Annotated in this window: 27 protein-coding genes and 2 pseudogenes; 17 read left to right on the top strand and 12 right to left on the bottom strand. The window is 63.1% G+C overall.

Features of this window, described 5'->3' with window-relative positions:
• Nucleotides 1-15: 15 nt before the first annotated feature.
• On the bottom strand, nt 16-1,776 hold the full coding sequence (locus tag GWE18_RS21805; RefSeq protein ID WP_275187753.1) for an NAD(P)/FAD-dependent oxidoreductase: 1,761 nt from the start codon (nt 1,774-1,776) through the stop codon (nt 16-18).
• A 97-nt stretch (nt 1,777-1,873) separates the two neighbouring features.
• On the bottom strand, nt 1,874-2,971 hold the full coding sequence (locus tag GWE18_RS21800) for a DUF2855 family protein (RefSeq protein WP_275187752.1): 1,098 nt from the start codon (nt 2,969-2,971) through the stop codon (nt 1,874-1,876).
• Between GWE18_RS21800 and GWE18_RS21795 the strand changes: the two genes are divergently transcribed.
• The gene (locus tag GWE18_RS21795; RefSeq protein ID WP_275187751.1) at nt 2,952-3,131 is read left to right on the top strand and encodes a hypothetical protein; all 180 of its coding nucleotides are present in this window, start codon (nt 2,952-2,954) and stop codon (nt 3,129-3,131) included. The genes GWE18_RS21800 and GWE18_RS21795 overlap by 20 nt on opposite strands.
• 62 nt (nt 3,132-3,193) lie before the next feature.
• On the opposite strand, the gene GWE18_RS21790 is transcribed toward GWE18_RS21795, so the two are convergent.
• Genes GWE18_RS21790 through GWE18_RS21780 form a run of 3 tightly spaced genes read right to left on the bottom strand, consistent with a single transcriptional unit; the run spans nt 3,194 to nt 6,974 of the window.
• Nucleotides 3,194-4,726 (bottom strand): acyl-CoA synthetase, encoded by a 1,533-nt coding sequence (locus GWE18_RS21790; protein WP_275187750.1) that lies wholly within the window; start codon nt 4,724-4,726, stop codon nt 3,194-3,196.
• A 31-nt stretch (nt 4,727-4,757) separates the two neighbouring features.
• A complete protein-coding gene (locus tag GWE18_RS21785; protein ID WP_275187749.1) occupies nt 4,758-5,945 on the bottom strand; it encodes an ABC transporter substrate-binding protein in 1,188 nt (395 codons plus the stop codon).
• A gap of 54 nt (nt 5,946-5,999) precedes the next feature.
• A complete protein-coding gene (locus GWE18_RS21780) occupies nt 6,000-6,974 on the bottom strand; it encodes a nitronate monooxygenase family protein (RefSeq protein ID WP_275187748.1) in 975 nt (324 codons plus the stop codon).
• Between the two features lie 206 nt (nt 6,975-7,180).
• On the opposite strand from GWE18_RS21780, the gene GWE18_RS21775 reads away from it, so the two are divergent.
• Complete coding sequence (locus GWE18_RS21775; RefSeq protein ID WP_275187747.1) at nt 7,181-8,068, top strand: LysR family transcriptional regulator; 888 nt, start codon at nt 7,181-7,183, stop codon at nt 8,066-8,068.
• On the opposite strand, the gene GWE18_RS21770 is transcribed toward GWE18_RS21775, so the two are convergent.
• On the bottom strand, nt 8,025-8,717 hold the full coding sequence (locus tag GWE18_RS21770; RefSeq protein ID WP_275187849.1) for a DNA-3-methyladenine glycosylase 2 family protein: 693 nt from the start codon (nt 8,715-8,717) through the stop codon (nt 8,025-8,027). The genes GWE18_RS21775 and GWE18_RS21770 overlap by 44 nt on opposite strands.
• Nucleotides 8,718-8,921: 204 nt before the next feature.
• Here GWE18_RS21770 and gluQRS point away from each other — a divergent pair, with 204 nt between their 5' ends.
• Complete coding sequence (gene gluQRS, locus GWE18_RS21765) at nt 8,922-9,806, top strand: tRNA glutamyl-Q(34) synthetase GluQRS (protein ID WP_275187746.1); 885 nt, start codon at nt 8,922-8,924, stop codon at nt 9,804-9,806.
• 83 nt (nt 9,807-9,889) lie between these two features.
• Nucleotides 9,890-11,152 carry an ATP-binding protein gene (locus GWE18_RS21760; protein WP_275187745.1) on the top strand — a complete coding sequence of 421 codons (1,263 nt, stop codon included), beginning with the start codon at nt 9,890-9,892 and terminating at the stop codon, nt 11,150-11,152.
• Here the strand turns inward: GWE18_RS21760 and GWE18_RS21755 are convergent.
• Nucleotides 11,076-11,969, bottom strand: coding sequence for a YihY/virulence factor BrkB family protein (locus GWE18_RS21755; RefSeq protein ID WP_275187744.1), 894 nt, complete (start codon nt 11,967-11,969; stop codon nt 11,076-11,078). The two genes, GWE18_RS21760 and GWE18_RS21755, sit on opposite strands and share 77 nt — an antisense overlap.
• Nucleotides 11,970-12,115: 146 nt before the next feature.
• Between GWE18_RS21755 and GWE18_RS21750 the strand changes: the two genes are divergently transcribed.
• The 7 genes from GWE18_RS21750 (at nt 12,116) to GWE18_RS21720 (ending at nt 16,305) form a co-directional block, all read left to right on the top strand.
• A complete protein-coding gene (locus GWE18_RS21750; RefSeq protein WP_057854664.1) occupies nt 12,116-12,310 on the top strand; it encodes a twin transmembrane helix small protein in 195 nt (64 codons plus the stop codon).
• Between the two features lie 22 nt (nt 12,311-12,332).
• Nucleotides 12,333-12,905 (top strand): cob(I)yrinic acid a,c-diamide adenosyltransferase, encoded by a 573-nt coding sequence (locus GWE18_RS21745; protein WP_275187743.1) that lies wholly within the window; start codon nt 12,333-12,335, stop codon nt 12,903-12,905.
• Nucleotides 12,906-13,052: 147 nt separating this feature from the next.
• Entirely contained in the window at nt 13,053-13,802 is a 750-nt protein-coding gene (locus GWE18_RS21740; protein ID WP_275187742.1) for an electron transfer flavoprotein subunit beta/FixA family protein, read from the top strand.
• Nucleotides 13,802-14,746: an FAD-binding protein gene (locus GWE18_RS21735; RefSeq protein ID WP_275187741.1), complete on the top strand. Its 945-nt coding sequence runs from the start codon at nt 13,802-13,804 to the stop codon at nt 14,744-14,746. Before GWE18_RS21740 ends, GWE18_RS21735 begins: the two co-directional genes overlap by 1 nt.
• A 12-nt stretch (nt 14,747-14,758) precedes the next feature.
• Nucleotides 14,759-14,941 carry a hypothetical protein gene (locus GWE18_RS21730; RefSeq protein WP_275187740.1) on the top strand — a complete coding sequence of 61 codons (183 nt, stop codon included), beginning with the start codon at nt 14,759-14,761 and terminating at the stop codon, nt 14,939-14,941.
• Between the two features lie 94 nt (nt 14,942-15,035).
• The gene (locus GWE18_RS21725; RefSeq protein ID WP_275187848.1) at nt 15,036-15,917 is read left to right on the top strand and encodes a 3-hydroxybutyryl-CoA dehydrogenase; all 882 of its coding nucleotides are present in this window, start codon (nt 15,036-15,038) and stop codon (nt 15,915-15,917) included.
• A 199-nt stretch (nt 15,918-16,116) separates the two neighbouring features.
• Nucleotides 16,117-16,305, top strand: coding sequence for a putative motility protein (locus GWE18_RS21720; protein ID WP_275187739.1), 189 nt, complete (start codon nt 16,117-16,119; stop codon nt 16,303-16,305).
• A gap of 11 nt (nt 16,306-16,316) precedes the next feature.
• Here the strand turns inward: GWE18_RS21720 and GWE18_RS21715 are convergent, their stop codons facing one another.
• Both GWE18_RS21715 and GWE18_RS21710 read right to left on the bottom strand, forming a co-directional pair.
• Nucleotides 16,317-16,706 (bottom strand): MAPEG family protein, encoded by a 390-nt coding sequence (locus GWE18_RS21715; protein ID WP_275187738.1) that lies wholly within the window; start codon nt 16,704-16,706, stop codon nt 16,317-16,319.
• Nucleotides 16,707-16,800: 94 nt separating this feature from the next.
• Complete coding sequence (locus GWE18_RS21710; RefSeq protein ID WP_275187737.1) at nt 16,801-17,190, bottom strand: DoxX family protein; 390 nt, start codon at nt 17,188-17,190, stop codon at nt 16,801-16,803.
• Nucleotides 17,191-17,343: 153 nt separating this feature from the next.
• On the opposite strand from GWE18_RS21710, the pseudogene GWE18_RS21705 reads away from it, so the two are divergent.
• Nucleotides 17,344-17,722, top strand: a pseudogene (locus tag GWE18_RS21705) (helix-turn-helix domain-containing protein).
• Nucleotides 17,723-17,763: 41 nt separating this feature from the next.
• Here GWE18_RS21705 and GWE18_RS21700 read toward each other — a convergent pair.
• The gene (locus GWE18_RS21700; RefSeq protein WP_275187736.1) at nt 17,764-18,432 is read right to left on the bottom strand and encodes a TlpA disulfide reductase family protein; all 669 of its coding nucleotides are present in this window, start codon (nt 18,430-18,432) and stop codon (nt 17,764-17,766) included.
• 131 nt (nt 18,433-18,563) lie between these two features.
• Here GWE18_RS21700 and argH point away from each other — a divergent pair, with 131 nt between their 5' ends.
• The 3 genes from argH (at nt 18,564) to lysA (ending at nt 21,603) form a co-directional block, all read left to right on the top strand.
• The gene (gene argH / locus GWE18_RS21695; RefSeq protein ID WP_275187735.1) at nt 18,564-19,961 is read left to right on the top strand and encodes an argininosuccinate lyase; all 1,398 of its coding nucleotides are present in this window, start codon (nt 18,564-18,566) and stop codon (nt 19,959-19,961) included.
• Between the two features lie 102 nt (nt 19,962-20,063).
• On the top strand, nt 20,064-20,324 hold the full coding sequence (locus GWE18_RS21690; RefSeq protein WP_057854686.1) for a lipoprotein: 261 nt from the start codon (nt 20,064-20,066) through the stop codon (nt 20,322-20,324).
• Nucleotides 20,325-20,337: 13 nt separating this feature from the next.
• Complete coding sequence (gene lysA, locus GWE18_RS21685; protein ID WP_275187734.1) at nt 20,338-21,603, top strand: diaminopimelate decarboxylase; 1,266 nt, start codon at nt 20,338-20,340, stop codon at nt 21,601-21,603.
• Between the two features lie 107 nt (nt 21,604-21,710).
• On the opposite strand, the gene GWE18_RS21680 is transcribed toward lysA, so the two are convergent.
• Nucleotides 21,711-21,965, bottom strand: coding sequence for a hypothetical protein (locus GWE18_RS21680; protein ID WP_275187733.1), 255 nt, complete (start codon nt 21,963-21,965; stop codon nt 21,711-21,713).
• 249 nt (nt 21,966-22,214) lie between these two features.
• On the opposite strand from GWE18_RS21680, the pseudogene GWE18_RS21675 reads away from it, so the two are divergent.
• Nucleotides 22,215-22,523, top strand: a pseudogene (locus tag GWE18_RS21675) (DUF4167 domain-containing protein); the annotation flags it as partial.
• Between the two features lie 142 nt (nt 22,524-22,665).
• On the opposite strand, the gene GWE18_RS21670 reads toward GWE18_RS21675, so the two are convergent.
• Entirely contained in the window at nt 22,666-23,562 is an 897-nt protein-coding gene (locus tag GWE18_RS21670) for an NAD(P)-dependent oxidoreductase (RefSeq protein WP_275187732.1), read from the bottom strand.
• A gap of 275 nt (nt 23,563-23,837) precedes the next feature.
• Between GWE18_RS21670 and GWE18_RS21665 the strand changes: the two genes are divergently transcribed.
• Nucleotides 23,838-26,456, top strand: a complete 2,619-nt coding sequence (locus GWE18_RS21665; RefSeq protein ID WP_275187731.1) for a TIGR02302 family protein — start codon at nt 23,838-23,840, stop codon at nt 26,454-26,456.
• Nucleotides 26,457-26,507 lie beyond the last annotated feature (51 nt).

Below are 26,507 nucleotides of genomic sequence, written 5' to 3'. Positions count from 1 at the left end.
ACGGCAACGCTGGCGTCAGCGCGGCAGCAGCCCTTCCTCGATCGCCTTGATCTGCAGCGCAAGATGCTTTGAGCCGATGCGGCATTGCGCCAGGCCGCCGGCGATCAGCCAGAGGCCGGGCTGGCCGGTGCGGGTGTACATGTTGCGCAATTCCTGCTCCTCGCCGAACCCCCAGATGGTGCCGACGCGTTTCTCCACCGTCTCGCCGAACAGTTTTCGCACCAGCTCTTCCTGGCGCTTGTAGCCGGTCGCCAGTACGACAAGGTCGGCGGTGATCGCCTCGCCGTCCTTCATCCTTGCGCCACTGGCCGTGAACGTGTCGAGATCGGCGAATTGCCTGAGCGCGATGTCACCTTTGACGATCAGGTCGGAGCAGCCGACGTTGAAATAATAGCCGCCGCCGCGGGTGAGGTATTTGAACTGCCAGCCGGTGTTGTCTTCGCCGAAATCGAGCTTGAAGCCGACCCGCTCCAGGCCTTCGAGCAATTCCTTGTCGAGCGCCTTGGATTTCTCCGCCGTCAACGCGTGGCTCTTGCGCGCCAGTTTCAGCGGCATCGAGACAGTGATCAGATCGTTATCCTCGAGCGTGCCCTCATTGTAGGGGGCGTAGACCAGTTGCGCTGACGGTTCGATGCTGACCACCAGCGTGGACGAGCGCTGAAACAGCGTGACATGCGCGCCGCTCGAATGCAGATCCTGCGCAATGTCATGGCCGCTGTTGCCGGTGCCGATCACGATGGCGCGCTTGCCCTTCCAGTTCTCGCCATCGTCATACTGGCTGGAATGCATCACCTTGCCGGCGAAATCCTTTAACCCCGGGATCTCAGGCACGCTCGGGATGCCGCTGACGCCGGTCGCGAGCACCACATGGCGCGGATGCATGGTGCGCTTACCGCCGTCGGCACAGCGTAGTGTCACCGTCCAGCGGCCTCCCTTCGCATCATAGCTGCCGCCCTCGAACTCGGTCTCAGTCCAGAAGTTCAGCTCCATGGCCTCGACATAGGCCTCGAACCAATTGGCGAGCTTGTCCTTCGGAATGTAGGTCGGCCAGTTCGGCGGGAAATGCAGGTAGGGCAGGTGGTTGACCTGCACCTGGTTGTGCAGCGTCAGCGCGTGGTAGCGCTTGCGCCAATTGTCGCCGATGCGCTTTTCGCGATCGACGATCAGCGTATCGACGTTCAACTGCTTCAGCCGCGCGGCGATGGACAGGCCCGACTGACCACCGCCGATGACGAGAACGGTCGGATCGCGGTCGGCATAGCCGGCCGAAGCGTTGCGCAGGTCGAGCCAGTTGGGCCCGCGGAAATCACGCGAATAGGCATTGCCGCGCGGCCGATTGACGCCGAGTTGCTCCTCAAAACCCTTCAGCTCGCCAAGCTCGGTCAAGAACGTCCAGGCTTTCAGGCGGTTGCCATCGTCCACATCGGGGATCAGGCGGATGATGCCGTTACCACGCCCGGCCTTCGTCTCGAATTTGAAAATGGCCTCGATCGCGTTGGTGCCCGCACGCATCACTTTGCGCGGTGCGGCGCGACCGGGGGCAATGGCGAAGCCGCTCGGCTCCGCACTGCGGGCCAGCGACGGCAGCGCTTTCAGGATGGTGTCTCTGCCGTTCAGGGTCTGGATGTTCCAGCTCAGCGCCAGCACGTCGCGCCAATAGCTGTCGGGGTGGAACAACTGATACAGCAGGGCGCCGTCGGGTTTTCCGAGCGCTTCCTCGAACTGCGCAAGCCAATTGTCGGCGGCAACCGAACTGTCGTCCGTCCTGTCGAGCATGGGCGTTTCCCGTCACGAGCCGTCTTCGCGGCGTTTCCCTGTCTGCGAAGCCTATACCTGTTCGGTACGGTGCAGAAAGGGCGTGAGGGGATGCCGCCTATTCCGATAAAGACAGGATAAGTCCCTGATCTGGCGGGACGCGCGCGTTGAGGGTATCGAGATAGGCGCGTTGAACGGCCGCAGGCCCATGGCCTTCGCGTACATCCATCCATCGGTCCAGATTCGGGACGAATCCGGACCACGCCGCTCCAAACCGCATGTCGACGCCGCCCGGTCCCCATTCCTTGGCGCGCTTGCGGATGTGGTCCGGCGCGAAGAAAAATTGAGGTTTTGCACCTGGCAGGAGCTGCTCCGGTTCATCGGGCGATGACTTGCGGTGCGTGAGCCCAATGATTCCGCTATATTTCATCTGCTCACCGAAGTGCCGGTGCAGCGTCGCGCGTAACGGGCTATTGCCCGCCATATCGACATACGCGACCGCGGAACTCGTCGGCAGCGAGCTTACATTGTCGTAGGTCACGATCTCGTCGTAGCAGCCCAGCGATTTGACGAAGCCGGTGTTACCCGCCGACGTCAGCCCGATGACCTTGATGCCGTTACTTCTGGCGTGCAGAAGATGCGCGAGACCGTAAGCAGTCTTGCTGGAAGCGGAGGAGAGCAGCACGCTTTTCGCCCCATGGAATTTGTTCTCGGCGAGGAAGTCGTCGACCAGGAACGACAGCATGAATAGCGGCCGCAGCAGCGCCTGATAGTCGCCCTGCTTGCCTGCAAATGCCGGGTCGCCGCTGACGCGCGCATAGGCGTTGTAGACCGGCGCCACGCCCTGGCGGTGCGCGGCGGCATCGCGCAGGCCGCGCCTGCTGACATCGGCGGCTTCGATGACGAGATGCGTCGACATCGGGAAGTAGCCGAACAGGATTTCACCCTCGGCGATGCCGGGGTGCCTTGAAGCGATCACCTCGCCAAATCCCCACACCGGAACGTTGCCGAAACCTGCGGGCGCCGGGAATAGCTGCCAATACTTCAGGTGATCGCCGAGCACCGCGTAAGTAATGTTGTTGGCGGTGAAGGCAAAGCGCGTGACTTTCACCAGCAATGCTTCATCGGGCAGCGCTGCCGCATCGGGCAGTTGCGTCTCGATCACCTTGCATTGCTGCAGATCGTTGCGGGCGACGATGAAATCGGTGGATGGCATTGTTTCGATCCCTGCTTCACATGCAGCGATCTTTGCGCCGTCCAATGACCGTTTTGCAACAGCAATGATGTTTAAAACGGTGTTCGATTTGCGTGTTGCACTTACCGTCGTTCCGGGGCGACGCGTAGCGTCGAACTATGGTGCGCAATTGCGCACCTGAGAACCTCGAGATTCCGGGTTCGCGTCTGCGACGCGCCCCGGAATGACGAAGCAAACCGTTTCTCACGCCATAGCGCGCAGCCTACCTTCCGCATGGAGATCGCGCAGCTTGCGCTTGAAAATCTTTCCCGTGGCTTCGCGTGGCATGGCGTCCATGAACTGGATGTCTTTCGGCACCTTGAAATTGGCGAGGCGTCCGCGCAGGAATTCCTGCACCGCGGTCGGGGACAGGGACGCATTCGCCTCCAGCTCGATACAGGCGAACAGTCGCTCGCCGAATTCGTCGTCAGGAACGCCGAACACCGCGCAGTCGCGCACGCCGTCCATGCCGATCAGCGCGTTCTCGATTTCCGCAGGATAGATGTTGACGCCACCCGAGATCACCATGTCGCGCTTGCGGTCGCACAGGAACAGATAGCCGTCTTGGTCGAGGTAGCCGACATCGCCGACACTGACGAGGCCGTCGCGGCCGGCTTCGGCGCGCGCCTCGGCCTTGCCGTGATAGTCGAAATCCGGCACCGACATTTGCCGCATGAAGATCTCGCCGGGTTCGCCGGCGCCGCACAGCGAACCATCGGGACGGAAGATTTTGACAATGCCGCCCTCGATCGCCCGGCCGACGGTGCCGGGCTTTGCCAGTGCTTCCTCAGCCGAGTGCCACACCGGAATGCCGGTCTCGGTCGAGCCGAAATATTCGTTGATGACCGGTCCCCACCAACAGATCATGGCGCGCTTGACCTGCGGCGGGCAGGGCGCCGCGCCGTGCACGATGAAGCGCAGCGAGGACAGATCGTAGCGTCGCTTGACGTCATCCGGCAGCCGCAGCAGGCGCACGAACATCGTCGGCACCATGTGCATGTGGGTTATACGATGACGTTCGATCAGTTGCAGCATGTCTTCGGGATCGAAGCGTGGTTCGAGCACGATTTTGCAAGCACTGCGGAACGCCAGCATGCCGTAGGAGTTCGGCGCCGAATGGTACATCGGGCCGTTCATCAGGATGACCTGGTCCTCGTTTGGCTTCACGCCATAGGCGATGCCGCCGACCTTCGCGGAAGCCGCAGCCTGATCCGGCGTCATCGGCTTGCGGCGCACGCCCTTGGGTAGCCCCGTCGTGCCCGAGGTGTAGAACATCGGCGCGCTGCCGATGGACGGCTCCTTCGATTCCGCATGCGTGTCGCGCCAGCGGTCCCAGTCGGTCATGCCGTCGGGGACTTGCGTCAGCGAAGGCGCAACGTTGAACGTCGCGGCGATTTCCGGCGGCGTCGTTACCACGAGCAGTCGCACGTCGGCGGGCAGGCCGCCCCTGATCTGCGGCAGCAGGTCGGCGTGACAGACCAGGATTTTGGCACCGCTGTCGGCCAGGATATAGGCGACCTCCTCGGCCTTCAGGTGCCAGTTGATCGGCACCACCGGGCTGCCCAGCGCCGCCGCGGCCCCGGAGACCTCGAAGAACGCAAAATCATTGCGCAGCATCATGCCGACAGGCGTTCCGCCACCGACGCCGAGCGTCTTGAAGCCCGCCGCCGCCCGCGCGATACGGGCGTGGATCTCGGGATAGCTGATTTGGCGTTCGCCGCTGATGATCGATGTCATGTTTCCTCCTGGCCGGCCGGAACGCGTTGGCCTAGCCGTCATCCAGAATGTCGTCGAAGCCGATCCAGCTCTTGCCGTCAAAGCGACGCAGCCTCAATTGCTGGAACGGCAGATAGTCGTCGGCGCCGGTCGATACCGTGATGCCGGGCAACAACAGCGGAAGCGGCACCTCGCGCAGCGATGCCGCCTGTTTCATGATGTTCTCGCGGCTGAGATCGTCCTTGCAGGCCATCAGGACTTTCACCATGAGGTTCGCGTAATGATATCCGGCAGCGTAGTTCGAGTTGGTCAAATCCGCATTCGGCAGATACTGCTTCATGAAGGCGAAATACTCCTTCACGCCGGGATCATTGGCCCATTGCGCGTCCAGCGTGTCCTTCACGTTGCTGGACGAGATCAGGCCGACCGCGTTCTCCAGACCGGCCGGCTCCAGGAACGAGATCGATGACGCCGAGGTCGGCACGAAGAACAGGTCCGGTTTCCAGTTCAGCTCGGCGACGCCCTTGATCATCTGCGAGGTGAACTTGCCGAGCACGACGCCGAACATCACGTTGGCGCCCGAGGCCTTCAGCGTCGCGAGCTGCGAGCTGATGGTCGGCGCGCTGGTCTCGTAGGTCGCCTCAGACACGATCATGGTCGCGGCCTTGTCGCCGAGTGCGCGCTTGAAGCCGGCGACGTAATCGCGGCCGAAATCGTCATTCTGGGAGAGGATGGCGATTTTGGCGTCAGGCTTGGTCCGCAGGATATGCTTGGCATAGACGATGCCTTCGGACTGGTAGGCCGCCATTCCCGGCATGGTCCAGCGGAAACTCTTTGGGTCGGCCCATTTGGTCGCGCCGCTCAGCACAAAGAGCTGCGGCACTTTCTTGCCGTTGAGGTAGCGATGCACCGCGTTGTTGGTGGCGGTCCCGAGCGAGCCGAACATCAGCAGCACTTCCTCCTGCTCGACGAGCTTGCGCGTTTGCTCGACTGTCTTGGGCGGGGAATATGCGTCATCGAGGCTGATGAACTTGATCTTGCGGCCATTGATGCCGCCCTCGGCGTTGATCTTTTCGAAATAGGCCTCTTGCGCCCGGCCGATGATGCCAAAGCCGGATGCCGGTCCGCTATAGGGCAGGGTCTGCCCGATGCGGATCTCGTCCTTGTTGCCCTCCGCGAGAGCGGCCGTACTTCCCAACAACGCAAATGCGATAGTCATTAAAGGTCGCGACACTCTCATTGTTTCCGTCCCTCTGTTTTGTTTTATTTGATCGTCTGTTGGAACCGGCGCGTCTTAGGCGCGCGCTCGGTTGAGAAAATCGCTGCTGGCCTCGGCGAACTCGTACTTGAGCCGCTCCACCAGTTCGGCGACCGGCGGCGCGTCCGTGATCTGGCCGATGCCCTGGCCGGAGCCCCAGATGTCGCGCCATGCCTTGGATTTGGTGTTGCCGCCGGAGCCGAAATTCATTTTCGACTTGTCGGCGACCGGCAAATTGCCGGGATCGAGGCCCGCGGCCACGATCGACGGTCCCAGATAATTGCCGTGCACGCCGGTGAACAGGTTGGAATAGACGATGTCCTCGGCAGCATGCTTTGTCAGCGCCGCCTTGTAGGCCGGATCGGCATTGGCTTCCCGTGTTGCGATGAAGCGTGTGCCCATGTAGGCCATGTCGGCGCCGAGCGCGAGCGCCGATGCGATGCCCCAGCCATCGGAGATCGCGCCCGACAGCAGGATGGTGCCTTTGAACCACTGCTTCACCTCGCGCAATAGCGCGAACGGCGACAACGTGCCGGCATGGCCGCCGGCGCCGGCGCAAACCAGAATGAGGCCGTCCACACCATGGTCGGCGGCCTTGCGCGCATGCTTGACGTTGATCACGTCGTGGAAAACGACGCCGCCATAGGAATGCGCGGCCTCGACGACTTCGATCGGCGGGCGCAGCGAGGTGATGATGATCGGAACCTTGTGCTTTACGCACGTTTCCATGTCCTTCATCAGCCGGTCGTTGGAGGCATGGCAGATCTGGTTGACCGCGTAGGGCGCGACCTTCTTGCCCGGATTCTGTGCCTTGTATTCGCCGAGCTCGTCCTCGATCCGGGTCAGCCACTCGCCGAGCTTTTCGACGGGCCGCGCGTTCAGCGCCGGGAACGAGCCGACGATGCCGGCCTTGCACTGGGCAATGACGAGTTCGGGTCCCGACACGATGAACAGCGGCGATCCGACCACCGGCAGTTCGAGCGTATCGGCAAGCGAAGCAGGCAACGGCATTCGGTCTCTCCCTTTGCGACGCAAAGCCGGTCCGAAGTCCGGAACGCGTCGGTGATGTTGATTGAGTGCGCCGGACCGCGGGCGGAGCCGCCGGCCGCGCGCTGATTGTTGCCGTCATTATAGGGCTGGACGACAGGCGCCACCTGTTCAATATTGAACAGGCGTTCATCCAGATATGAACGGCCTTGAAACCGTGCGGAGCGCCGATGGACTGGGATCTGTGCAAGAGCTTTGTCGCGGTGGCCGAAACCGGCAGCTTCGCGGCTGCGGCGCGCCGCTTGCGCTCCAGCCATCCGACGGTGGGACGAAAGATCGCCGAACTGGAAGGTCAGCTCGGCGTTCCCCTGTTCGCGCGGTCCAATGACGGCTTGGCGCTGACCTCGCACGGGCAGAAATTTCGCGAGCATGTCGAGGCGATGGCGGCGGCGGCGTTGCGCGCCGAGGCCGCGGTTTCGGCGGCGGGCGCGCAGGCCCGCGGCGTGGTCAAGCTGTCCATCGGGGCTACGCTCGCCTCGCATTGGCTGATGCCGCGGCTCGGGCCGTTCCTGCGCACGCACGACCATATTCAGCTCGAAATCATCACCCATCCGTATCCGGCGAGCGTGCGCCGCCGCGAGGCCGACGTGGTATTGCGCCCGGTGGACAGCGGCGAAGAGAACCTGATCGGCCGCAAGATCGGCCGCCTCGGCACCGGTTTCTACGCCTCGCGCGATTACGCCGCGCGGCGGCGCCTTCCCGAGCGGCGCGACGAATGGAAGGGGCACAGCGTCATCGGCTTCGCCGACCGTGCCTCGAACGAGCGGCTGGCGCGCTGGAGCGACGCGATCACGCGGCAGGGCTCGACGGTGATGCGATGTTCGTCGCAAGGCGACATGCTCGCCGCCGCGCGCGCGGGCCTTGGGATTTCGACGCTCTCCTGTTTCGTCGCCGCCGCCTATCCCGACCTCGTGCGCGTCGCCCCGCAAAAGCTCGTCAGCGTGGCCGATCTCTGGCTGCTGGCGCATCCCGATCTGGTCGAGCTTCCCGCGGTGCGCGCCGTGATCGATTTCGTCACGGTTTCCGCGCGGGAGGATCGGGTGAGGTTGCGGGGATGAGCTTGTCGGGAAGCACGCCCTCGCGCTTCTTCAAAACCCGGTAATAACTCCACCACAGATGCGCCGCCGCGCCGCGCAGCGGACGCCACGGTTCCGCCAGCGGCGCCATCTGCTTGGCGGTCGGGCGTGTCTTCAGGCCGAGCCCGATCTTGATCGCCTCCTGCACCGCCAGGTCGCCGGCCGGCCAGGCGTCGCCATGGCGGAGGCAGAACAAGAGATAAACGTCGGCGGTCCACGGGCCGATGCCGGGCAGCGCGGTCAGCGTGTGGTGGGCGACGTCGGCGTCTTCCTCGGCCAACACCTCGAGGTTCAGCCGCTCGGCGGCGAGTTCACGCGCAATATTCTTCAGCGTCTTGATCTTGGCGGCCGAAAGGCCGAGCCGGCCGAGGCGGTCGGCGCGGGTTTTGCGGATGACCTCGTGATCGAACGGATCGAACGCGGCCGCAAGCCGCGCCCAGATCGCGCCGGCGCTCGCAGTCGATAGCTGCTGGCCGCACACGATTGCCGCCAGCCCGGCGAACCCCGGCTCGCGCTGCCGCAGCGCCGGCATGCCGGTGAGCTCGAAAATCGGTTTCAGCCGCGGGTCTTGCTTGACCAGCGCGTGGACGGCGTCTTCGAGGTCGGACTGGCTGTTGAGGTGGATGGTCATTGCTAGCTCGAAACTCTCGGTCGTCATGGCCGGGCTTGTCCCGGCCATCCACGTCTTCTCTTTTCAATCGCACGGCATTCTTAGTTATAGCAAATGGGTGGGACGCAGTTGCGCATTCACTCCGATCCAGGCTTGACATACTTGTCATGAGGCACCGAAGACGTGGATGCCCGGGACAAGCCCGGGCATGACGAGGCCTGCGTGATGCCGCCACCCGTTTTCCGATTCGCGCCGAGCCCGAACGGCTACCTCCATCTCGGCCACGCCTATTCGGCGCTGTTGAATTTCGACCTCGCGCGTCGCGCGGGGGGAAGATTCCTGCTGCGGATCGAGGATATCGACGCTATCCGATGCCGTCCGGAATTCGAGGCGGCGATCTACGAGGACCTCGCCTGGCTGGGGATATCATGGGAAACGCCGGTGCGGCGGCAATCGGAGCATTTTGCGCGCTATCGCGAGGCGGTCGAAAAACTGGCAGGCTTAGACCTGATCTATCCGAGCTTCGAGAGCCGCGCGGAAATCGCCCGTCTGGTGGTGCAACGCGAGGCCGGCGCGCCCTGGCCGCGCGATCCTGACGGGGCGCCGCTCTATCCAGGGCTTGCGAAATCGCTGTCGCCGGAGGAGCGCAGCCGGCTCATCGAGCAGGGCATGCCTTACGCGCTGCGGCTCGACATGGCGGCGGCGCGCGCGCGTGCGAATGAGCTTACCTGGATCGAACTTGGCGAAGGGCCTGACGGCGAGACAGGCGTCGTGAACGCTCACCCGGAAAACTGGGGCGACGTTATTCTCGCGCGCAAGGAAACGCCGACCAGCTATCATCTATCTGTCGTGGTCGACGATGCCTTGCAGGGCGTCACTGACGTGGTGCGGGGCCGCGACCTGTTCTGGTCAACCAGTGTGCATCGTCTGCTGCAACATCTGCTCGGTATTCCCCAACCGGCTTACCGGCATCATCTGCTCATCGCAGATGCAGCGGGCCAAAAGCTGTCGAAATCGACCGATGCCACGGGCTTGCGGGAATTGCGGGGGCAGGGCGCCACGGCTGCCGATATCAGGCGAATGGTTGGATTGCCCGAATCGGTCCCCTAGTTCTACTGGGGGTTGCCCGAAAGGTCTCCGTGACTTTAGCCTCGCTCGCGTGTCATGCTGTCAATGCGCGGGGAAGGGGGATCATGGCAGCAAAGCGGCGCTCACCAGTCACCAAAGGAACTGTCAAGAAGCGGCGACCGAAAAAGCGCATATCGCGGGCCGCGGCTAAAACGCGCGCTACGCGCAAGTCAGCCGCCAAGTCCGCCGTCCCCGGCATGGTTGAAACCGCGCTGGCCGCCTTTGCGCACGAGGTCCGCACGCCGCTTACAGGCATTCTGGCGATCAGCAATCTGCTCGCGACCTCTGAACTGGACGAGCGCGAACGGCGCTGGGTCGACACCATCAAGGCGGGCGCGGAACACCTGGCGAGCCTTGCCACGCTGTTCGTCGATGCCGCGCGTAGCGGCGGTCCCGGGCTCAAGGTGCGGCAGGATTTCTTCGACCTGCGCACGCTTGTTCGCAATGCCGGCGATTCGCTGGCCGGGCGCGCCGCGGCCAAGGGCTTGCAGTCGTCGGTCGCTATTTCCGAAAAGCTTCCGGGATTTGCCATCGGCGATCCCGTTCGTCTGCGCGCCGCGGTGGAAAACCTGATCGACAATGCCGTGAAATTCACCGATCACGGCAGTGTCGCGCTGCAGGTCACGCCCGGGCGCGGCCCGAAAGGCAGGTTCGCCGTCGCATTCGCCGTCTCCGACAGCGGGATCGGCCTCACGCTCAACGAAATCAAGCGCCTGTTCCGGCCATTCTCCCAGGCCAATGTCTCCATTGCATCGCGCTTCGGCGGTGCCGGCCTCGGATTGTCGTCGGTCAAGCAACTGGCGCGCGCCATGGGCGGCGACATTACGGTGGCGCAACGGCGTGGCGGTGGCGCCACCTTCACCCTCACTGTCGTGATGTCGTCCGCTGAAGATGCCGGGACGGCGTCGCCGGGCGTCGATGGCGAGGTCTCGATCAGTTCACCGCGATCGTTGCGGCTACTCAGCGTCGAGGACAATCCGTTTGGCCGCGTCGTGCTCAACGCGATCCTGACCGAGCTCGGTCACCAGACCGAGTTCATCGGCCAGGGCGAGGCGGCGCCGGAGCGGCTCGCGCAGGGCGCATTCGACGCGGTGCTGATGGACATGGTCTTGCCGGGGATCAACGGCGTCGAGGCGATCAGGCGCATTCGCGCGCTTGAGCCGCCGCTCGGGAGCACGCCGATCATCGGCATATCCGGCCGCAGCGAGGACGAGGCGGCCTCGCGCGCCGCCGGCGCCGATATCTTTCTGGTCAAGCCTGTGTCTCCGCGCGCTTTAGCGACTGCGCTGCATGAAGCGACATCCCCTTCGGCAACCGCGACTTCATGATGGCCGCGTTCAGTTCGCCGCCAAAGACGAAAATCGCGGCAATGAAATACAGAAACACCAACGCGATGATGACCGAGGCCAGCCCCGCATACATTGTCACGTAGTTGCTGGCGAAGCGTGCCAGATACTGGCCGAAAACGATGCCCGAGATCAGGGATGCCACCATCGTAAAAACGATGCCTGGAAGGATCTGGAGAAAACTCCGCCGGCCGGAGGGCAGCCAGGCATGCAGCACGAACAGCGCCACCGTCATCGCCGTGATCGTGATGCCGTAGCGGGCGAAAGTGAGCATGCTTTCGTTGGACTCGACGAAGAACGGAATGTGGCGGCGTGCGGTTTCCAGGATCAGGGGACCGAGCACGATCAGGAACGCCATCAAGAGCGACGTGACGGCGGCGACCAGCGTGTAGCCGATCGATTCCAGCCGCAGCCAGTACCACGCCCGCGGCTCGACCACCGAATAGGCGCGGTTCAGCGCGACCCGCAGCGCCTCGACGCCGTTGGAAGCGAAATATACCGCGAGCACCGCGCCAATAGTAAGGATACCGCCGCGCGTCGTGGTCAGCACATCGTGGATTTCCCCTGACAGCGCGTCCGCGACCTGTTGCGGCCAGGTCTGCAGCAAGAGCTCCACCGCGCCGTCGGCGAGCTCCTTGGAGCCGAAAAAACCGGCCAGCGACGTCAGCACGATCAGGAACGGGAACAGCGCCATCAACATCGATAGCGCGATATGGCTCGCAATCGCCCATCCGTCATCGGCGAGGAACGTATAAAACGCCTCCATCACGACGAGGTAGACGTAGCGAATGAGCCTCACATCTCACCTCGATTGCAGTACGGAAGTTCGGTGCTAAACTTGGGCTAGCATCTGATATTATTGGATTAAAGGCCAGATCGTCGAGCGATTGTGCGAGGGGATGTGAACGTGTGGAAGTCGGCGCTTGCCGGTGTTATGTAGCGCCGATGGCATCCTTTTTGAGTTCGGTCGTCCTCCCCATCGCGCTTGCTGCCGTGGCTATCGTGCTGCTGCTCGGTCTCATCAACATGATGCGGGGAGGTTCGCCGAGCCGTTCGCAGAACCTGATGCGGCTTCGGGTATTGCTGCAGTTCATCGCCATCGTCATCACCATGGTCGTGGTTTGGGCGATCGGTAAATAAGGGCAGGAAAGGGAAAGCGCCAATGGTCGTGCTCAACCGCATCTATACCAAGACCGGCGACGACGGTACCACGGCGCTCGGCAGCGGTGAGCGCCGGCCAAAATATGATCTGCGCATCGCAGCCTATGGTACCGTCGACGAGACCAACGCCGCCATCGGCGTGGTGCGGCTGCACCTCGGCGAGGCCCGCGATCTCGATGCGATGCTGGGCCGGATCCAGAACGACCTGTTCGATCTCGGCGCCGATCTCGCGGTGCCCCAGCGGGAGGGCAAGGCCGAGCGCTTAAGGATGCTGTCGAGCCAGGTCGAGCGGCTCGAACGCGATATCGATAGCCTGAACGAGCACCTCGCACCGCTAACCTCGTTCGTCCTGCCGGGCGGCACCCCCGCCGCGGCATACCTGCATCTCGCCCGCACCATATGCCGCAGAGCGGAACGGATCATGGTGGAACTCGCCGCCCGGCCCGAGGAGCCCGTTAGCGCGGCTGCCATTCAGTATATGAACCGCCTGTCGGATTTCCTCTTCGTCGCCAGCCGCGCCATGAACGATAATGGGGCCGGAGACGTGTTGTGGGTGCCCGGTCAGAACCGTTAAGGTAGGCCTTGAAGGTATGGCCTTCCGGGGCCGATTTTTGGCTTTCGCGCGTTGACCGCCGATAACGGGACCTTTAGGTTCCGCGCCCAAGCCGTAGCAAGCTAATAGCAAGCCAATCAAACCCAGAATTCAAGCGAAAGAGGATCGATGAAGGTTCTTGTGCCGGTAAAGCGGGTGGTCGATTTCAACGTCAAAGTCCGCGTCAAGAGCGACGGAACGGGCGTGGAACTCGCCAACGTGAAGATGTCGATGAATCCGTTCGACGAAATCGCCGTCGAGGAAGCGCTGCGGCTGAAGGAAGCCGGCAAGGCGACCGAAGTGGTGGTGGTATCGATCGGCCCGGCGCAGGCCTCGGAGACGATCCGGACCGGTCTTGCGATGGGCGCCGACCGCGGCATCCTCGTCAAGGCCGAAGGCAATGTGGAGCCGCTCGCGGTCGCGAAGATTCTCAAGGCCGTGGCGGATGCGGAACAGCCGGGCCTGATCATTCTCGGCAAGCAGGCGATCGACGACGATTCGAACCAGACCGGCCAGATGCTGGCGGCGCTGCTCGGATGGTCACAGGCGACTTTCGCCTCCAAGCTCGAAGTCGAAGGCAGCGATTTCAAGGTCACGCGCGAGGTCGATGGCGGCCTGCAGACCGTGAAGCTGAAGGGACCGGCGATCGTCACCACCGACCTGCGGCTCAACGAGCCGCGCTACGCCTCGCTGCCCAACATCATGAAGGCGAAGAAGAAGCCGATCGACGACAAGAACGCGTCCGATTACGGCGTCGATCTCACGCCGCATCTCGAAATAGTCAAGACAGCGGAGCCACCCGGCCGCAAGGGAGGCGTCAAGGTCAAGGACGTCGCTGAGCTGGTATCCAAACTCAAGACCGAAGCCGGGGTTCTCTGATGACGACGCTGTTGATTGCCGAACACGATAATGCGTCGATCAAGGACGCCACCAACAAGACGTTGACGGCCGCCGCTGCACTCGGCGCCGACGTGCACGTGCTGGTCGCCGGCGAAAACGCCAAGGCAGCGGCCGATGCCGCGTCCAAGCTCGCCGGGGTCAAAAAGGTGCTGCTCGCGGACAACGCCGCCTATGCCCATGATCTCGCCGAGCCGCTGGCCGCGCTGATCGTGTCGCTGGCGTCCGGCTATGACGCCTTCGTCGCGCCTGCGACCTCGCGCTTCAAGAACGTGATGCCGCGCGTTGCGGCTCTCCTCGACGTGATGCAGGTGTCCGAGATCATCAAGGTGGTTTCGCCCGATACGTTCGAGCGGCCGATCTATGCCGGCAACGCCATCCAGACGGTGAAGTCGAAGGACGCCAAGAAGGTCATCACGGTACGGACATCGACCTTTGCCGCGGCCGGCGAGGGCGGCAGCGCGCCCGTCGAGAACGCCGCGGCCGCGGCCGATCCCGGCCTCTCCAGCTTCGTCGGCGAGGAGGTGGCAAAAAGCGACCGTCCCGAGTTGACCTCGGCCAAGATCATCGTCTCCGGCGGCCGCGCCATGCAGAGCCGCGAGAACTTTGCCAAATATATCGAGCCGCTCGCCGACAAGCTCGGCGCCGGCGTCGGCGCCTCGCGCGCCGCGGTCGATGCCGGCTATGCGCCGAACGACTGGCAGGTCGGCCAGACCGGCAAGGTGGTGGCGCCGGAACTATATGTCGCCATCGGTATCTCCGGCGCGATCCAGCATCTCGCGGGCATGAAGGATTCCAAGGTGATCGTTGCGATCAACAAGGATGAAGACGCGCCGATCTTCCAGGTTGCCGATTACGGCCTGGTCGCGGACCTCTATCAGGCGGTTCCGGAACTGACCGAGGCGCTCGCCAAGCTCGGCAAGTAATGAAGACGGAGCATGATCCGGAAAACCGGAAACCGGTTTTCCGAAAAGATCATGCTCAACAAAAAGATAGAGTGGGATGACGGCTCGAAGAACATGATCCCAGATCGGCCGGACGCGCAACGTTCGGCCGATCTTTACCTTATGCGGTTGCAAGCGAAGTTGATTAAGCTTCGCGTGAAGAATACGTGCCAATGATAAGATTGAAACCTCGCGTCGGACTATATCGTATCGTAACCGAGGTCTAGAGATGAACAGGCGCGATGTGCGCGCCGTTCCGGTGGATGACAAGATGACGGTGACAATCAACAAGGTCGGCGTGATCGGCTCGGGCCAGATGGGCAACGGCATCGCGCATGTGGCGGCGCTGGCCGGTCTCGATGTGGTGCTCAATGACGTGTCCGACGAACGGCTGAGGTCGGCGATGGCGACCATCAACGGCCATCTGTCGCGCCAGGTCGCCAAAAAGGCCATCACCGAGGACGCCCGTAAGCAGGCGCTCGCGCGCATCAGCTCCAGCGAGACGCTGGATGGTCTGGCGGACTGCGATCTCGTGATCGAGAGCGCGGTCGAAAAGGAAGAGGTCAAGCGCAAGATATTTCACGAGCTCTGCTCGGTGCTGAAGCCGGAAGCGATCGTCGCTACCAACTCCTCGTCGATCTCGATCACGCGGCTCGCCGCCTCGACCGATCGTCCCGAGCGCTTCATCGGCATTCATTTCATGAATCCGGTGCCGGCGATGGAACTGGTGGAACTGATCCGCGGCATCGCCACCGACGATCTGACGTTCGACACTGCCAAGGAATTCGTCACGAGGCTCGGCAAGCAGGTCGCGGTGTCAGAGGATTTCCCGGCCTTCATCGTCAACCGCATCCTGCTGCCGATGATCAACGAGGCGATCTACACGCTTTACGAGGGCGTCGGAAACGTCGAGGCGATCGATGCCGCGATGAAGCTCGGCGCGCATCATCCGATGGGGCCGCTGGAACTGGCCGATTTCATCGGGCTCGATACCTGCCTGTCGATCATGCAGGTGCTGCACGAGGGGCTGGCTGATTCGAAATACCGGCCGTGCCCGCTTCTGGTGAAATATGTCGAGGCCGGCTGGCTCGGCCGCAAGACACAGCGCGGCTTCTACGACTACCGCGGCGACAAGCCGGTTCCGACGCGCTGATTTCTCGTCATTGCCGGGCTTGACCCGGCAATCCATCTTTTTGAAAACGCATCTTGCGAAGGCCGATGGATGCGCTGGTCAAGCCCGCGCATGACGTCCGCGGGTTGTGGCCGTCGATTTTTTCCCGCTCTACCCTCACCTCCAGAATTCGTTAACCGGTGCCGGGGTAGGGTGCTCTCACGTTTGAGGAGTGCTGCGTATGGATATGATGGCTATGGTTTCGAGCATGCTCGCGATGCAAGCGGCGGGCACGCAGCAGCAGATTCAGACCTCGATCATCAAACAGAACGCGGATGCCGAGAAGGCTGCGGTTCACACTTTGCTGGGCATCCCCTCGAGCGCCAATCTCGCCCCCGGCGTCGGCGGCAATCTCGATATTGCGGCCTAACCCGGCCGGTTTCACTGGGCGATGGCATCAACGAACAGTCGCCCGGCGGCAAAAAGCAGGGCCAGATAGGTGAAGATCATCCCGAAGCCGCGCACGGGATCGGAAGCGCGGAGCATGCCGAACGCGTGCAGCAGTCGTCCTAAGGCAAGCACTCCGCCGATGGCCCCGACCATCCAGGCCGGCGCTGCATGAGCCTCCACCAGGCCCAGGACGATGATGCCCAGCGGCACGTATTCAATGAAATTGCCTTGCGCGCGGATGCGCCGATGCAGAATCTCGTCGGTGCTGTCGCCCGTCATGTCCCCCACCTTTAGGCGTCGCAGGGAGACCGGAAACGAGAGAGCGACCAGGGCGACGGCGTAGGCGGCCGCAAATAGCGAGGTGATGGGAAGGATCGTCATTTGGAGCTGCTTCAGGCCTTTGCTTGCGGGGATCCGTGAAGGCGAACATGCCTGCGAACTGACAGGAACGGGGACGTTGGTGGTTTTTGCCGCGTCAGAGCACCGCTGCCTGCACGTAGGGCGACGGCATTTCGCGAGCGGCGTTCTGCGTGACGAAAGAGGCGATCAGCAGCGCGAGGCCCACCGCTGCCGGCACGGCGCCGCCGGGCTTACGAACACCGAGGTGTGCCAAGCCTGACAGCAGCAGGTGATAGAACATGCCGGCATAGGCGAGATCGCTGAGCGCCACGTTGACGCGCGACAGGATGGCGGCCGCGCCCAGGACCTTCACGGCGATCATGACTTGCACGAGGTAGGCCGGATAGCCGAGGTCGGTAAGCGCCTGACCAGCCCAGTCCCTTCGCGCTACGTACATGATAGCGGAAGCGAGATAGAGCAGGCACAGAAGCGCCGTGCTGATCCAATAGGTGTAATTTGCGGCCATGAGGTCTTCCTGATTGCTGTTGCCGCAGCAACATCTCTCTCATCGACTTTGTTGGTTGGTCTGGACGCGCGTTTTCGTTTGCGCGTCTGCAGCACATCGAAAATGTCGACTAAGATTGATATTAACAAGTAGGATGAATAACTCGCGGTTAGTATGGAAAACCAGACTATGGCCGACCACGAGATCAACATGCACGAGGAGATGCGGCGCGTTCGCGCTGCTCTCGGGCAAGTGGAAGCTGGAGATCATGTGGCTGCTCAATCAGCGGGTCTACCGTTTCGGGCAGCTGCGAAAGGCAATCCCCGGGATCACCCAGCATATGCTGACGGCACAACTGCGCGAGCTCGAAGCAGACGGTCTGGTATCGCGCACGGTGTTTGCGGAAGTGCCGCCGCGCGTCGAATATGACATCACGCCCAAGGCGCGTGGGCTCGGGCCCGCGATGGAGGCGCTGACGGCCTGGTGGAACGAGTTTGGAAAAAGCGTGCCGGCGAGACCGAGCTCGCGCGGTCGCAAAACTAAGAGCAGCTAGGAATTCGTGCTGCCCCCGATGGCCAGCGCATTGGCGGTCCGTCAGGACCCCGCCTTCATCGGCTGCATGGCGGCCTTGATCAGCTTGATGGCGTCATCACTGGCCCATTCGGCGGGACCGGCAAGGTTGGCGATCTCGCAGCCCTGGCCGTCCACCAGCACCGAGGTCGGCATGCCAAGCGCCTTGCCTATGCTCTTAAGGTCTTGAAAAACCTTGGCTTTTGAATCAGCGAAATAGCCGAGCCGGGTCAAATTGGCCTCTTTGAGGAAGTTTTTCGGCTTCTCGGGGTCGCGGGTGTCGATGTTGACGGCGACCACCTCGAAATCCTTGCCGCCAAGCTTGGCCTGCAGGCTGTCGAGCGCCGGCATTTCTTTACGACAGGGCACGCACCAGGTGGCCCACAAGTTCACCAGCACGGTCTTGCCGCGCCATTCCGAGAGCTTTCGGGGCTTGCCCTCGGCATCCTCGAAGGCGAGATCGGGCAGCCGCAAGGGCGCCGTCGCCATGGTCAGCGCGGCCACCTCGCCATGCGCCAGCGGCGCGATCTTGCGGGCCAGCTCGACGGCCATGCTACAGGTGGGATCGCCGCCGGCACCGCGCTTGAAGCCGCCGAGGCCGTAAAACGCGCCCAATCCGACGACGCCCGCAGCCGCTACCGCACCGATGGCGATCGGGATCCGGCGCCTCGTGGCCGGGCGGGGCGGGGACATTTCGGGCATATCGTTTGTCATCCTGTATCAGATACGGCTATGCAGGGCTCAAGATTACGGTCGAGTTACGGCCGAAACCGGCGCGGCGTTTTGCGTCACTCGACGATATAGATGGCAAGGCTTGGGAAGTCATGAGCAACAAGATGTGGGGCGGCCGGTTCACCGAGCGTCCCGATGCGATCATGGAGGAAATCAACGTCTCGATCGACGTCGACCGTCACCTCTATGCCCAGGACATCGCCGCGTCCAAGGCCCACGCCGCGATGCTGGCGGCGCAAGGCATTATCACCGCGAGTGATGCGAAAAATATCGGCAAGGGTCTAGACACGATTTTGTCAGAAATCGGCAAGGGCTCGTTCGACTTCAAGCGTACGCTCGAAGACATCCATATGAACGTCGAAAGCCGGCTTTCCGAACTGATCGGGCCGGCGGCGGGGCGGCTGCACACCGCGCGCTCCCGCAACGACCAGGTGGCGACCGATTTCCGTCTCTACGTGCGCGACACGATCGACGAGACGGACGCGGCGCTCGCCGCCTTCCAGCATGCGCTGGCGGAACGGGCGCTCGAACATGCCGCGACCGTGATGCCGGGCTTCACGCATCTGCAGACCGCCCAGCCCGTGACGTTCGGGCATCATCTCCTGGCCTATGTCGAGATGGCCGCGCGCGACCGCGGCCGCTTTGCCGACGCGCGCAAGCGGCTGAACGAATCGCCGCTCGGTGCCGCAGCGCTGGCCGGAACCTCGTTTCCGATCGACCGGGCTGCGACCGCGAAAGCGCTCGGCTTTGACCGGCCGATGGCCAATTCGCTGGATGCGGTGTCGGACCGCGACTTCGTGCTGGAGACCCTGTCGGCGGCGTCGATCGCAGCCGTGCACATGTCGCGCTTTGCCGAGGAAATCGTGATCTGGACCTCGCCGCTGGTCGGGCTGGTGCGGCTCTCCGACAAGTTCACCACCGGCTCCTCGATCATGCCGCAGAAGCGTAATCCCGATGCGGCCGAACTGGTGCGCGCCAAGACCGGCCGGGTGATCGGTGCCCTGAACGGTCTCCTGATCGTGATGAAGGGCCTGCCGCTCGCCTATCAAAAGGACATGCAGGAGGATAAGCAGGGCGCGATGGAGGCGTTTTCCGCGCTATCGCTGGCAATTCGCGCGATGACCGGCATGGTCCTCGACCTGGTGCCGGACGAGGCGCGAATGAAGGCCGCGGCCGGCGAAGGGTATGCCACCGCCACCGATCTGGCCGATTGGCTGGTGCGGACGCTGAAAATGCCGTTCCGCGATGCGCACCATGTCACCGGCCGCATTGTCGGTCTCGCCTCGAAACAGGGCGTGGCGCTGCACGAGTTGCCGCTGAAGGCGATGCAGGAGGTCGAGCCTGACATCACGGCGGACGCCCTGCGTGTACTGTCGGTGGAAGCCTCCGTCAAAAGCCGGACCAGCTATGGCGGCACGGCGCCGAAGAACGTGCTTATCCAGGCCAAAGCCTGGCTGAAACGGCTGGAAAAAGAGCGAAAACAGGCTTGAAGAGAAAAATTTCGCTGCAATTTCATGGTTGTCCGTGGCCCATCGGCACTCGCCAGACCGAGGCAATCTTTGTATGGTGCGCCGCGCATTGGGGATTTCGTCGTGATCAGTAACTACCGCCCGTCATCGTCGGGATGGGCCATCATCCTGTTGAGCGTGACCGCGCTCGCGCTCGGGGGCTGCGGACGCAAAGGCGGGCTCGACCTGCCGCCGAACGCGCCGCAGGCGCAGGCCACCTCCGATACCGAGGCCGAGCGCGCGGCGCAGCCCGGCGTGTTCAACTCGACCTACGGGTCCGAGGCGGCGCCCACCGCCGCCAAAGGCGGCAAGAAGAAATTCGTTCTCGATCCGCTGCTGGACTGAGACTGAGCGCGCCATGAATCACTTCGACTATCGCAACGGCGTGCTGCACGCCGAGGCCGTCAACCTGTCCGAGCTCGCCGATGCTGTCGGCACGCCGTTCTATTGCTATTCGACGGCGACGCTGGAGCGCCACTACCGCGTCTTCACCGAGGCCTTTGCCGGCGAGAAGACGCTGGTCTGTTACGCCATGAAGGCGAATTCCAACCAGTCGGTGCTGCGCACATTGGCAAAGCTCGGCGCCGGCGCCGACGTGGTGTCGGGCGGCGAACTGAAGCGCGCGCTGGCGGCGGGGATACCGCCGAGCAAGATTCTATTTTCCGGCGTCGGCAAGACCGAGATAGAACTGCGCGCGGCCCTGGCGGCCGACATTCTTTGCATCAACGTCGAGTCCGAGCCCGAACTGGAATTGCTGTCGAAGCTCGCGGTCCAGGCCGGCAAGACCGCGCGGATTTCGGTGCGGGTCAATCCCGATGTCGATGCCGGCACCCACGCCAAGATCGCCACCGGCAAGTCCGAGAACAAGTTCGGCATACCGATCGAGCGGGCGCGCGAAGTCTATGCCCAAGCGGCCAAGCTGCCGGGGATCGAGGTGACCGGCACCGACATGCATATCGGCAGCCAGATCACTGATTTGAGCAAGATGGAAACCGCGTTCCGCATCCTGTCGGATTTCGTGCTGACGCTGCGTTCCGATGGCCACAACATCTCGCATATCGATTTCGGCGGCGGCCTCGGCATCCCCTATCATGCCGACCGGGAAGCGCCGCCGCTGCCGTCCGCCTACGCTGCGATGGTCAAGCGGGTGACGCATAATCTCGGCTGCACGCTGATGTTCGAGCCCGGGCGGATGATCGTCGGCAATGCCGGCATCCTCGTCTCCCGCGTCATCTATGTGAAGCCGGGCGAGGCCAAGAACTTCGTCATCATCGACGCCGCGATGAACGACCTGATCCGCCCCACCCTTTATGAAGCCCATCACGATATCCTGCCGGTGCGCGAGGCCGCGAAGGACGCGCGCACGATCACCGCCGATGTGGTGGGTCCGGTCTGTGAAACCGGCGACTATGTCGCGCTCGACCGCAAGCTGCCCGAGCCTAAGGCCGGCGATCTCATCGCGATCATGACCGCCGGTGCGTACGGCGCGGTGCAGTCGGGCTTCTACAACACGCGCCCCCTGGTGCCGGAAGTCCTCGTCAAGGACGACCAGTACGCTGTGGTGCGCCCGCGCATCGAGGTCGAGGAACTGATCGCGATGGATAAGCCGGCGCCCTGGCTGTGAGCCCGCTGATGGCGCCACAATAGCGTTGTCGTCCCTGCGTTCGCAGGGACGACGAGAGATCACTTCCCCATCACTTTACCTCATCCTACGCAATGCTGAAGCGTCCGTCAGACGGTTTCGGTTCTATTGGCCGTTATCACCGAACTCGTTCTTTGCGCTGCGTCATAGACCTTGACCTGAAGCATCGGGAATTTGGTCTTGAGTTCCCGCGCTTTCTTTTCGGCGGCTTCCTTTGTGTCGAACACCGCCTTCATCTGACCGTCGACCTCCATGCCGAAGCCTTCCGTGATCGTGACATCGGCGCGCATGATGTTCCTGGGTATTGGCTCCTCGGCCATCGTGGTTATGGGTTTTCTTATCATGGATATTTCCTCCTGCGTTCTGGCTGCTGCCGCATTGGGCGCGCACGACGAGGATGGACGTTTCGCTAAAACTTCTCCTGTTCAGCCAGCAACTTGAAATCGGTTTCTGGGCTCTTATCTAAAACGCAGTCGATATGGATTTGTTCGGCGGGCCCTCACGCTTCGCGCGCCAGGAACACCGCACCCTCGCACTTTTGAGCGCCGCCCTCAGTGGCCCATCGACTGGATTGCAGCACGACAATTCCTCCAATGAACGTCGCACGGCTCTGCCGGAGCGGCATATGGACCAACATGAAATACATTTCGGAACTTAAGCCGGTAACGGCACAACCACGCCCAAATGCGAAAGTTATGACCGGTGCAGTGCGCCGACGATCGCGGCCCGCTCAAAGAAATGAGTCGTCCGGGTTCCCTCGCCCTCAGGCGAAGAATGCTCAGAGCGCAGAAAAAAACTATGAACGCTACCTGGCCTTGGCCCGCGCTGAAGCTCTGAAGGGAGACCGGATCGCAGCGGAGAATTACTTCCAGCATGCCGAGCACTATTTCCGGTCGATGGCGAAGAACGCGAACTAGAACGTAGGATAGGTAGATCGAAGCGATACTCATCCTAAACGAGCCGATGGGTATCGCTGCGCTCCACCCATCCTACTGGCTGTCGTCCCTGCGAACGAACGCAGGGACGACGAGAGATCACTTTAGATCACTTTGTTTTCGTACCGCCGACCACCACACCCGCCGCCTTTTCGATCGGCTTGATTGCGGCGGTAAAGTCCGACTCCGCGCCCTCGTCGCGGATCACGACTTCCCACAGGCGACCGACTGCTTCGGCGACTTCCATCGATAGCCCCAGCGATTTCATCTCCTCCAGCGCGAGCCGTACGTCCTTCACCATCAAGCCGGTGGCGAAGCCGAAATCGAAGCTGCGCGGCAGCACCGCGCGCGGAAACTTGTCGCGGCTGGCCGTGTTGAGGCCCGATCCGGCGTTGATGACGTCGATCATCACGGCCGGATCGAGCCCTGCCTTGACGCCCATCACCACCGCTTCCGACGTCGCCACCATGGCCGTTGCGGAGAGGAAGTTGTTGGCAAGTTTCATCGTCTGCGCTGAGCCGGGTTTCTCGCCGATGAAGAACACTTTTCCGATCACGTCGAGCGCGGGTTTTGCGATTTCGAAATCGGCGCGCGGGCCGGAGACCATGACGGCCAGTGTTCCCTTCTCCGCGCCACCGACGCCGCCGCTCACGGGGCTGTCGATCTGCACGATGTTCTTGGCTCCCAGCAGGCCGTGAATTTTAGCGGCCATCTGCGAGCCGACGGTGGAGAGGTCGATGAAGCGCTTGACGCGCCTGCCTTCGATCACGCCACCGGCGCCGGTCGCGACGTCGAGCGAGGCCTGCAGCGACGGCAGGCTCGCCAGCACCGTCTCGCAGCGGTCGGCGATGTCCTTGGGCGAGGATCCTGCTTGCGCGCCCATCGCGACCAGCTTGTCCGTCGCTTCTCTCCGCGTATCGAACACGGTGAGCTGATGACCCGCCTCGATCAGCCGGCGCGCCATGGGGAAGCCCATATTCCCAAGGCCGATGAATCCGATTTCCATGGTGATGTTTCCTGTGATCTCGTCATTGCGAGGAGCGAAGCGACGAATACACCGTCATTCCGGGATGGTGCGCTAGCACCAGACCCGGAATCTGTGTCTTCTGGTCCATGACGATTCCTCACGTATTTTTACGGTTCCGGATCGACGTTATGGGGCTGGAGCCTGGCAGTCACGCCTTCGTGTTATGCGTATTTCCGGGTGTGGGTTACCCCGGGAACAGGTGCCTCATTGCCGCCGTTGTGCTAGGCTGACTTGTCGGCAACCCGGAGAGATTGTTGAGCGGCGCTTCACCTGACCCCACAAAATCCACACGCGAGCCGGATGTTGTTGCTCGGCTTCGACTGACGCAGGCCCTGCAACGGGCTCAATATGCGATCACGTGGGAGCGCGCCTGGCCGGGCATCGCCCGGTTTTTGTGTGTCATCGGACTGTTTCTAGTGGTGTCCTGGGCCGGACTATGGCTGGCGCTGCCATTCCTTGCGCGCGCGATTGGCGTCAGCCTGTTCGTCCTGCTGGCGCTGGCTGCGTTGTTCCCGCTCGCGCGTTTTCGCTGGCCGACCCGTGAAGAGGGCTTGAACCGGCTCGACCGCGGTACCGGCATTCGCCATCGACCGGCGACCGCGCTCACCGATACGCTTACGACCAAGGACCCGATCGCCCAGGCGCTGTGGCGGGAGCAGCGCGAGCGCACGCTGGCCTCGATCAAGCGGATCCGCGCCGGGCTGCCTTCGCCGCGGCTGGCGATCCACGATCCCCGGGCGCTGCGCGCACTGGTCGTGGTGATGCTGGCGGCCGCCTATGTCGCCGCCGGCGACGAGCGCCGGCTGCGCATTGCCGCGGCGTTCGACTGGAACGGCGTGCTGGCGCCGGCCAACGTCCGGGTCGATGCCTGGGTGACCCCGCCGGTCTATACCGGCAAGCCGCCGGTCATTCTGTCCGCCGCCAATAGGGATGCGGCTTCGCCCGATAGCGGAGCACCGTTGCCGGTGCCTTCCGGCAGCACGCTGCTGGTGCGTTCCAGCGGCGGCACGATCGACGTCGTGGTCGGCGGTGGCGTGACCGAGGTTGCGCCGGGCGAGCAGGCGCCGAAGGGCACCAACGAACGGCATTTCAAGATCACGGGCGACGGCTCCGCCCATGTCCGCGCGCCGTCCGGCCAGCCGATGTGGCGATTCGCGGCTATGCCCGACCGTGCGCCGACCATCTCGCTGGCGAAGGATCCGGAACGCCAGGCCCGCGGCTCGCTGCAGATGTCCTACAAGATCGAGGACGATTACGGCGTCACCGAAGCGCGCGCGCAGTTCGTCGCCCGCACCACCGATGCAGCCAAGGAAAGCAAGAACAAGGAGGCCGACAAGGCCGAGCCGCGGCCGCTGTTCGAGCCGCCGCAGTTTGCGCTGGTGCTGCCGAATGCACGCACCCGCAACGGCGTCGGCCAGACGGCGAAGGATCTCAGCGAAGATCCCTATGCCGGCGCCGACGTGACGCTGACGCTCACCGCCAAGGACGAGGCCGGCAGTGAAGGCAAGAGCGAGCCGTTCAACATGCGGCTGCCGGAACGGCTGTTCACCAAGCCGTTGGCGCGCGCCCTGATCGAGCAGCGCCGTATTCTGGCGCTCGACGCCAACCAGAATTCGCAAGTCTATACCGCGCTTGATGCGCTGATGATTGCGCCGGAACTATTCACGCCGGAAGCCGGGCATTATCTCGGGCTCTTCAGCGTTAAGCACCAACTGGAGGCGGCGCGCACCGACGCCGCCCTGCGTGACGTCGTCGCCAGCCTGTGGGCGCTTGCGGTGACCATCGAGGACGGCAACATCACCGATGTCGACAAGGCGCTGCGCGCGGCTCAGGAAGCGCTCAAGCAGGCGCTGGAGCGTGGTGCCACCGATGAGGAGATCAAGAAGCTCACGGACAATCTGCGCGCCGCGCTGGATAATTTCCTGCGCCAACTCGCCGAGCAGTTCCGCAACAATCCGCAGCAGTTGGCGCGTCCGCTCGATCCGAACACGAAGATGCTGAGCCAGCAGGATCTCAAGAGCATGCTCGACCGGCTGGAGCGGATGTCGCGTTCCGGCGACAAGGATGCCGCCAAGCAGCTCTTGGAACAGCTCCAGCAGATGCTGGAAAATCTGCAGATGGCGCAGCCGGGTCAGGGCGGCGACGACATGGAGCAGGCGCTGAACGAGCTCGGCGACATGATCCGCAAGCAGCAGCAATTGCGCGACAAGACCTACAAGCAGGGCCAGGACTCCAGGCGCGACCGTATGCGCGGCAAGCAGGGTGACAAGCAGGGCGACCAGAGCATGGGCGACCTGCAGCAGGACCAGCAGGGCCTGCGCGACCGGCTGAAGAAATTGCAGGAAGAACTTGCCAAGCGCGGCATGGGGCCCGGACAGCGCGGCCAGCAGGGCCAACAGGGTCAGCAGGGCCAGCGCGGCGAACAGGGGCAGGGCCAGCAGGGTCAAGGCGGCGACCAGGGCGACGGCGAGGACGGGCTCGATCAGGCCGATTCGGCGATGGGCGATGCCACCGGCCGGCTCGGCGAAGGCAATGCCGACGGCGCGGTCGATTCGCAGGGGCGGGCACTGGATGCGCTGCGCAAGGGTGCCCAGAGCCTGGCCGAGGCCATGCAGCAGGGTGACGGCGACCAGCCGGGCGATGGCCCCGGCAATCCGAGGGGCCGCCAGCAGGGCGCAGCCAACTCCAGCGATCCGCTGGGACGGCCGCTGCGCCACAACGAGTTCACCGACGATTATACGGTGAAGATCCCCGGCGAGATCGACGTGCAGCGGGTGCGCCGTATCCTGGAAGAACTGCGCCGCCGTCTCGGCGATCCGTCCCGCCCGCAGATCGAACTCGATTACATCGAGCGACTGCTGAAGGATTATTGAGGGCGACGTGGGCGCCATCGACGCGCCCGCTTGTCATACGCGGGCTTGACC

Origin of the sequence: Bradyrhizobium sp. CSA112 (assembly GCF_029051645.1) — a bacterium.
Lineage (GTDB): Bacteria > Pseudomonadota > Alphaproteobacteria > Rhizobiales > Xanthobacteraceae > Bradyrhizobium.
Note: the sequence above shows the minus strand (reverse complement) of the source record. Positions and strands in the feature narration are given on the sequence as shown.

Excerpts from the sequence above, each read along its gene's own strand:
- GWE18_RS21670 (WP_275187732.1), bottom strand. The coding sequence starts at position 23,562 with ATGGAAATCGGATTCATCGGCCTTGGGAATATGGGCTTCCCCATGGCG.
- GWE18_RS21780 (WP_275187748.1), bottom strand. The coding sequence starts at position 6,974 with ATGCCGTTGCCTGCTTCGCTTGCCGATACGCTCGAACTGCCGGTGGTC.
- GWE18_RS21785 (WP_275187749.1), bottom strand. The coding sequence starts at position 5,945 with ATGAGAGTGTCGCGACCTTTAATGACTATCGCATTTGCGTTGTTGGGA.
- argH (WP_275187735.1), top strand. The coding sequence starts at position 18,564 with ATGAGCAACAAGATGTGGGGCGGCCGGTTCACCGAGCGTCCCGATGCG.
- GWE18_RS21725 (WP_275187848.1), top strand. The coding sequence starts at position 15,036 with ATGACGGTGACAATCAACAAGGTCGGCGTGATCGGCTCGGGCCAGATG.
- GWE18_RS21775 (WP_275187747.1), top strand. The coding sequence starts at position 7,181 with ATGGACTGGGATCTGTGCAAGAGCTTTGTCGCGGTGGCCGAAACCGGC.
- GWE18_RS21715 (WP_275187738.1), bottom strand. The coding sequence starts at position 16,706 with ATGACGATCCTTCCCATCACCTCGCTATTTGCGGCCGCCTACGCCGTC.
- GWE18_RS21730 (WP_275187740.1), top strand. The coding sequence starts at position 14,759 with ATGATCCGGAAAACCGGAAACCGGTTTTCCGAAAAGATCATGCTCAAC.
- GWE18_RS21750 (WP_057854664.1), top strand. The coding sequence starts at position 12,116 with ATGGCATCCTTTTTGAGTTCGGTCGTCCTCCCCATCGCGCTTGCTGCC.
- gluQRS (WP_275187746.1), top strand. The coding sequence starts at position 8,922 with ATGCCGCCACCCGTTTTCCGATTCGCGCCGAGCCCGAACGGCTACCTC.
- GWE18_RS21680 (WP_275187733.1), bottom strand. The coding sequence starts at position 21,965 with ATGATAAGAAAACCCATAACCACGATGGCCGAGGAGCCAATACCCAGG.
- GWE18_RS21760 (WP_275187745.1), top strand. The coding sequence starts at position 9,890 with ATGGCAGCAAAGCGGCGCTCACCAGTCACCAAAGGAACTGTCAAGAAG.
- GWE18_RS21740 (WP_275187742.1), top strand. The coding sequence starts at position 13,053 with ATGAAGGTTCTTGTGCCGGTAAAGCGGGTGGTCGATTTCAACGTCAAA.
- GWE18_RS21770 (WP_275187849.1), bottom strand. The coding sequence starts at position 8,717 with ATGACCATCCACCTCAACAGCCAGTCCGACCTCGAAGACGCCGTCCAC.
- GWE18_RS21745 (WP_275187743.1), top strand. The coding sequence starts at position 12,333 with ATGGTCGTGCTCAACCGCATCTATACCAAGACCGGCGACGACGGTACC.
- GWE18_RS21710 (WP_275187737.1), bottom strand. The coding sequence starts at position 17,190 with ATGGCCGCAAATTACACCTATTGGATCAGCACGGCGCTTCTGTGCCTG.
- GWE18_RS21735 (WP_275187741.1), top strand. The coding sequence starts at position 13,802 with ATGACGACGCTGTTGATTGCCGAACACGATAATGCGTCGATCAAGGAC.
- GWE18_RS21800 (WP_275187752.1), bottom strand. The coding sequence starts at position 2,971 with ATGCCATCCACCGATTTCATCGTCGCCCGCAACGATCTGCAGCAATGC.
- GWE18_RS21790 (WP_275187750.1), bottom strand. The coding sequence starts at position 4,726 with ATGACATCGATCATCAGCGGCGAACGCCAAATCAGCTATCCCGAGATC.
- GWE18_RS21720 (WP_275187739.1), top strand. The coding sequence starts at position 16,117 with ATGGATATGATGGCTATGGTTTCGAGCATGCTCGCGATGCAAGCGGCG.
- GWE18_RS21700 (WP_275187736.1), bottom strand. The coding sequence starts at position 18,432 with ATGTCCCCGCCCCGCCCGGCCACGAGGCGCCGGATCCCGATCGCCATC.
- lysA (WP_275187734.1), top strand. The coding sequence starts at position 20,338 with ATGAATCACTTCGACTATCGCAACGGCGTGCTGCACGCCGAGGCCGTC.
- GWE18_RS21795 (WP_275187751.1), top strand. The coding sequence starts at position 2,952 with ATGAAATCGGTGGATGGCATTGTTTCGATCCCTGCTTCACATGCAGCG.
- GWE18_RS21805 (WP_275187753.1), bottom strand. The coding sequence starts at position 1,776 with ATGCTCGACAGGACGGACGACAGTTCGGTTGCCGCCGACAATTGGCTT.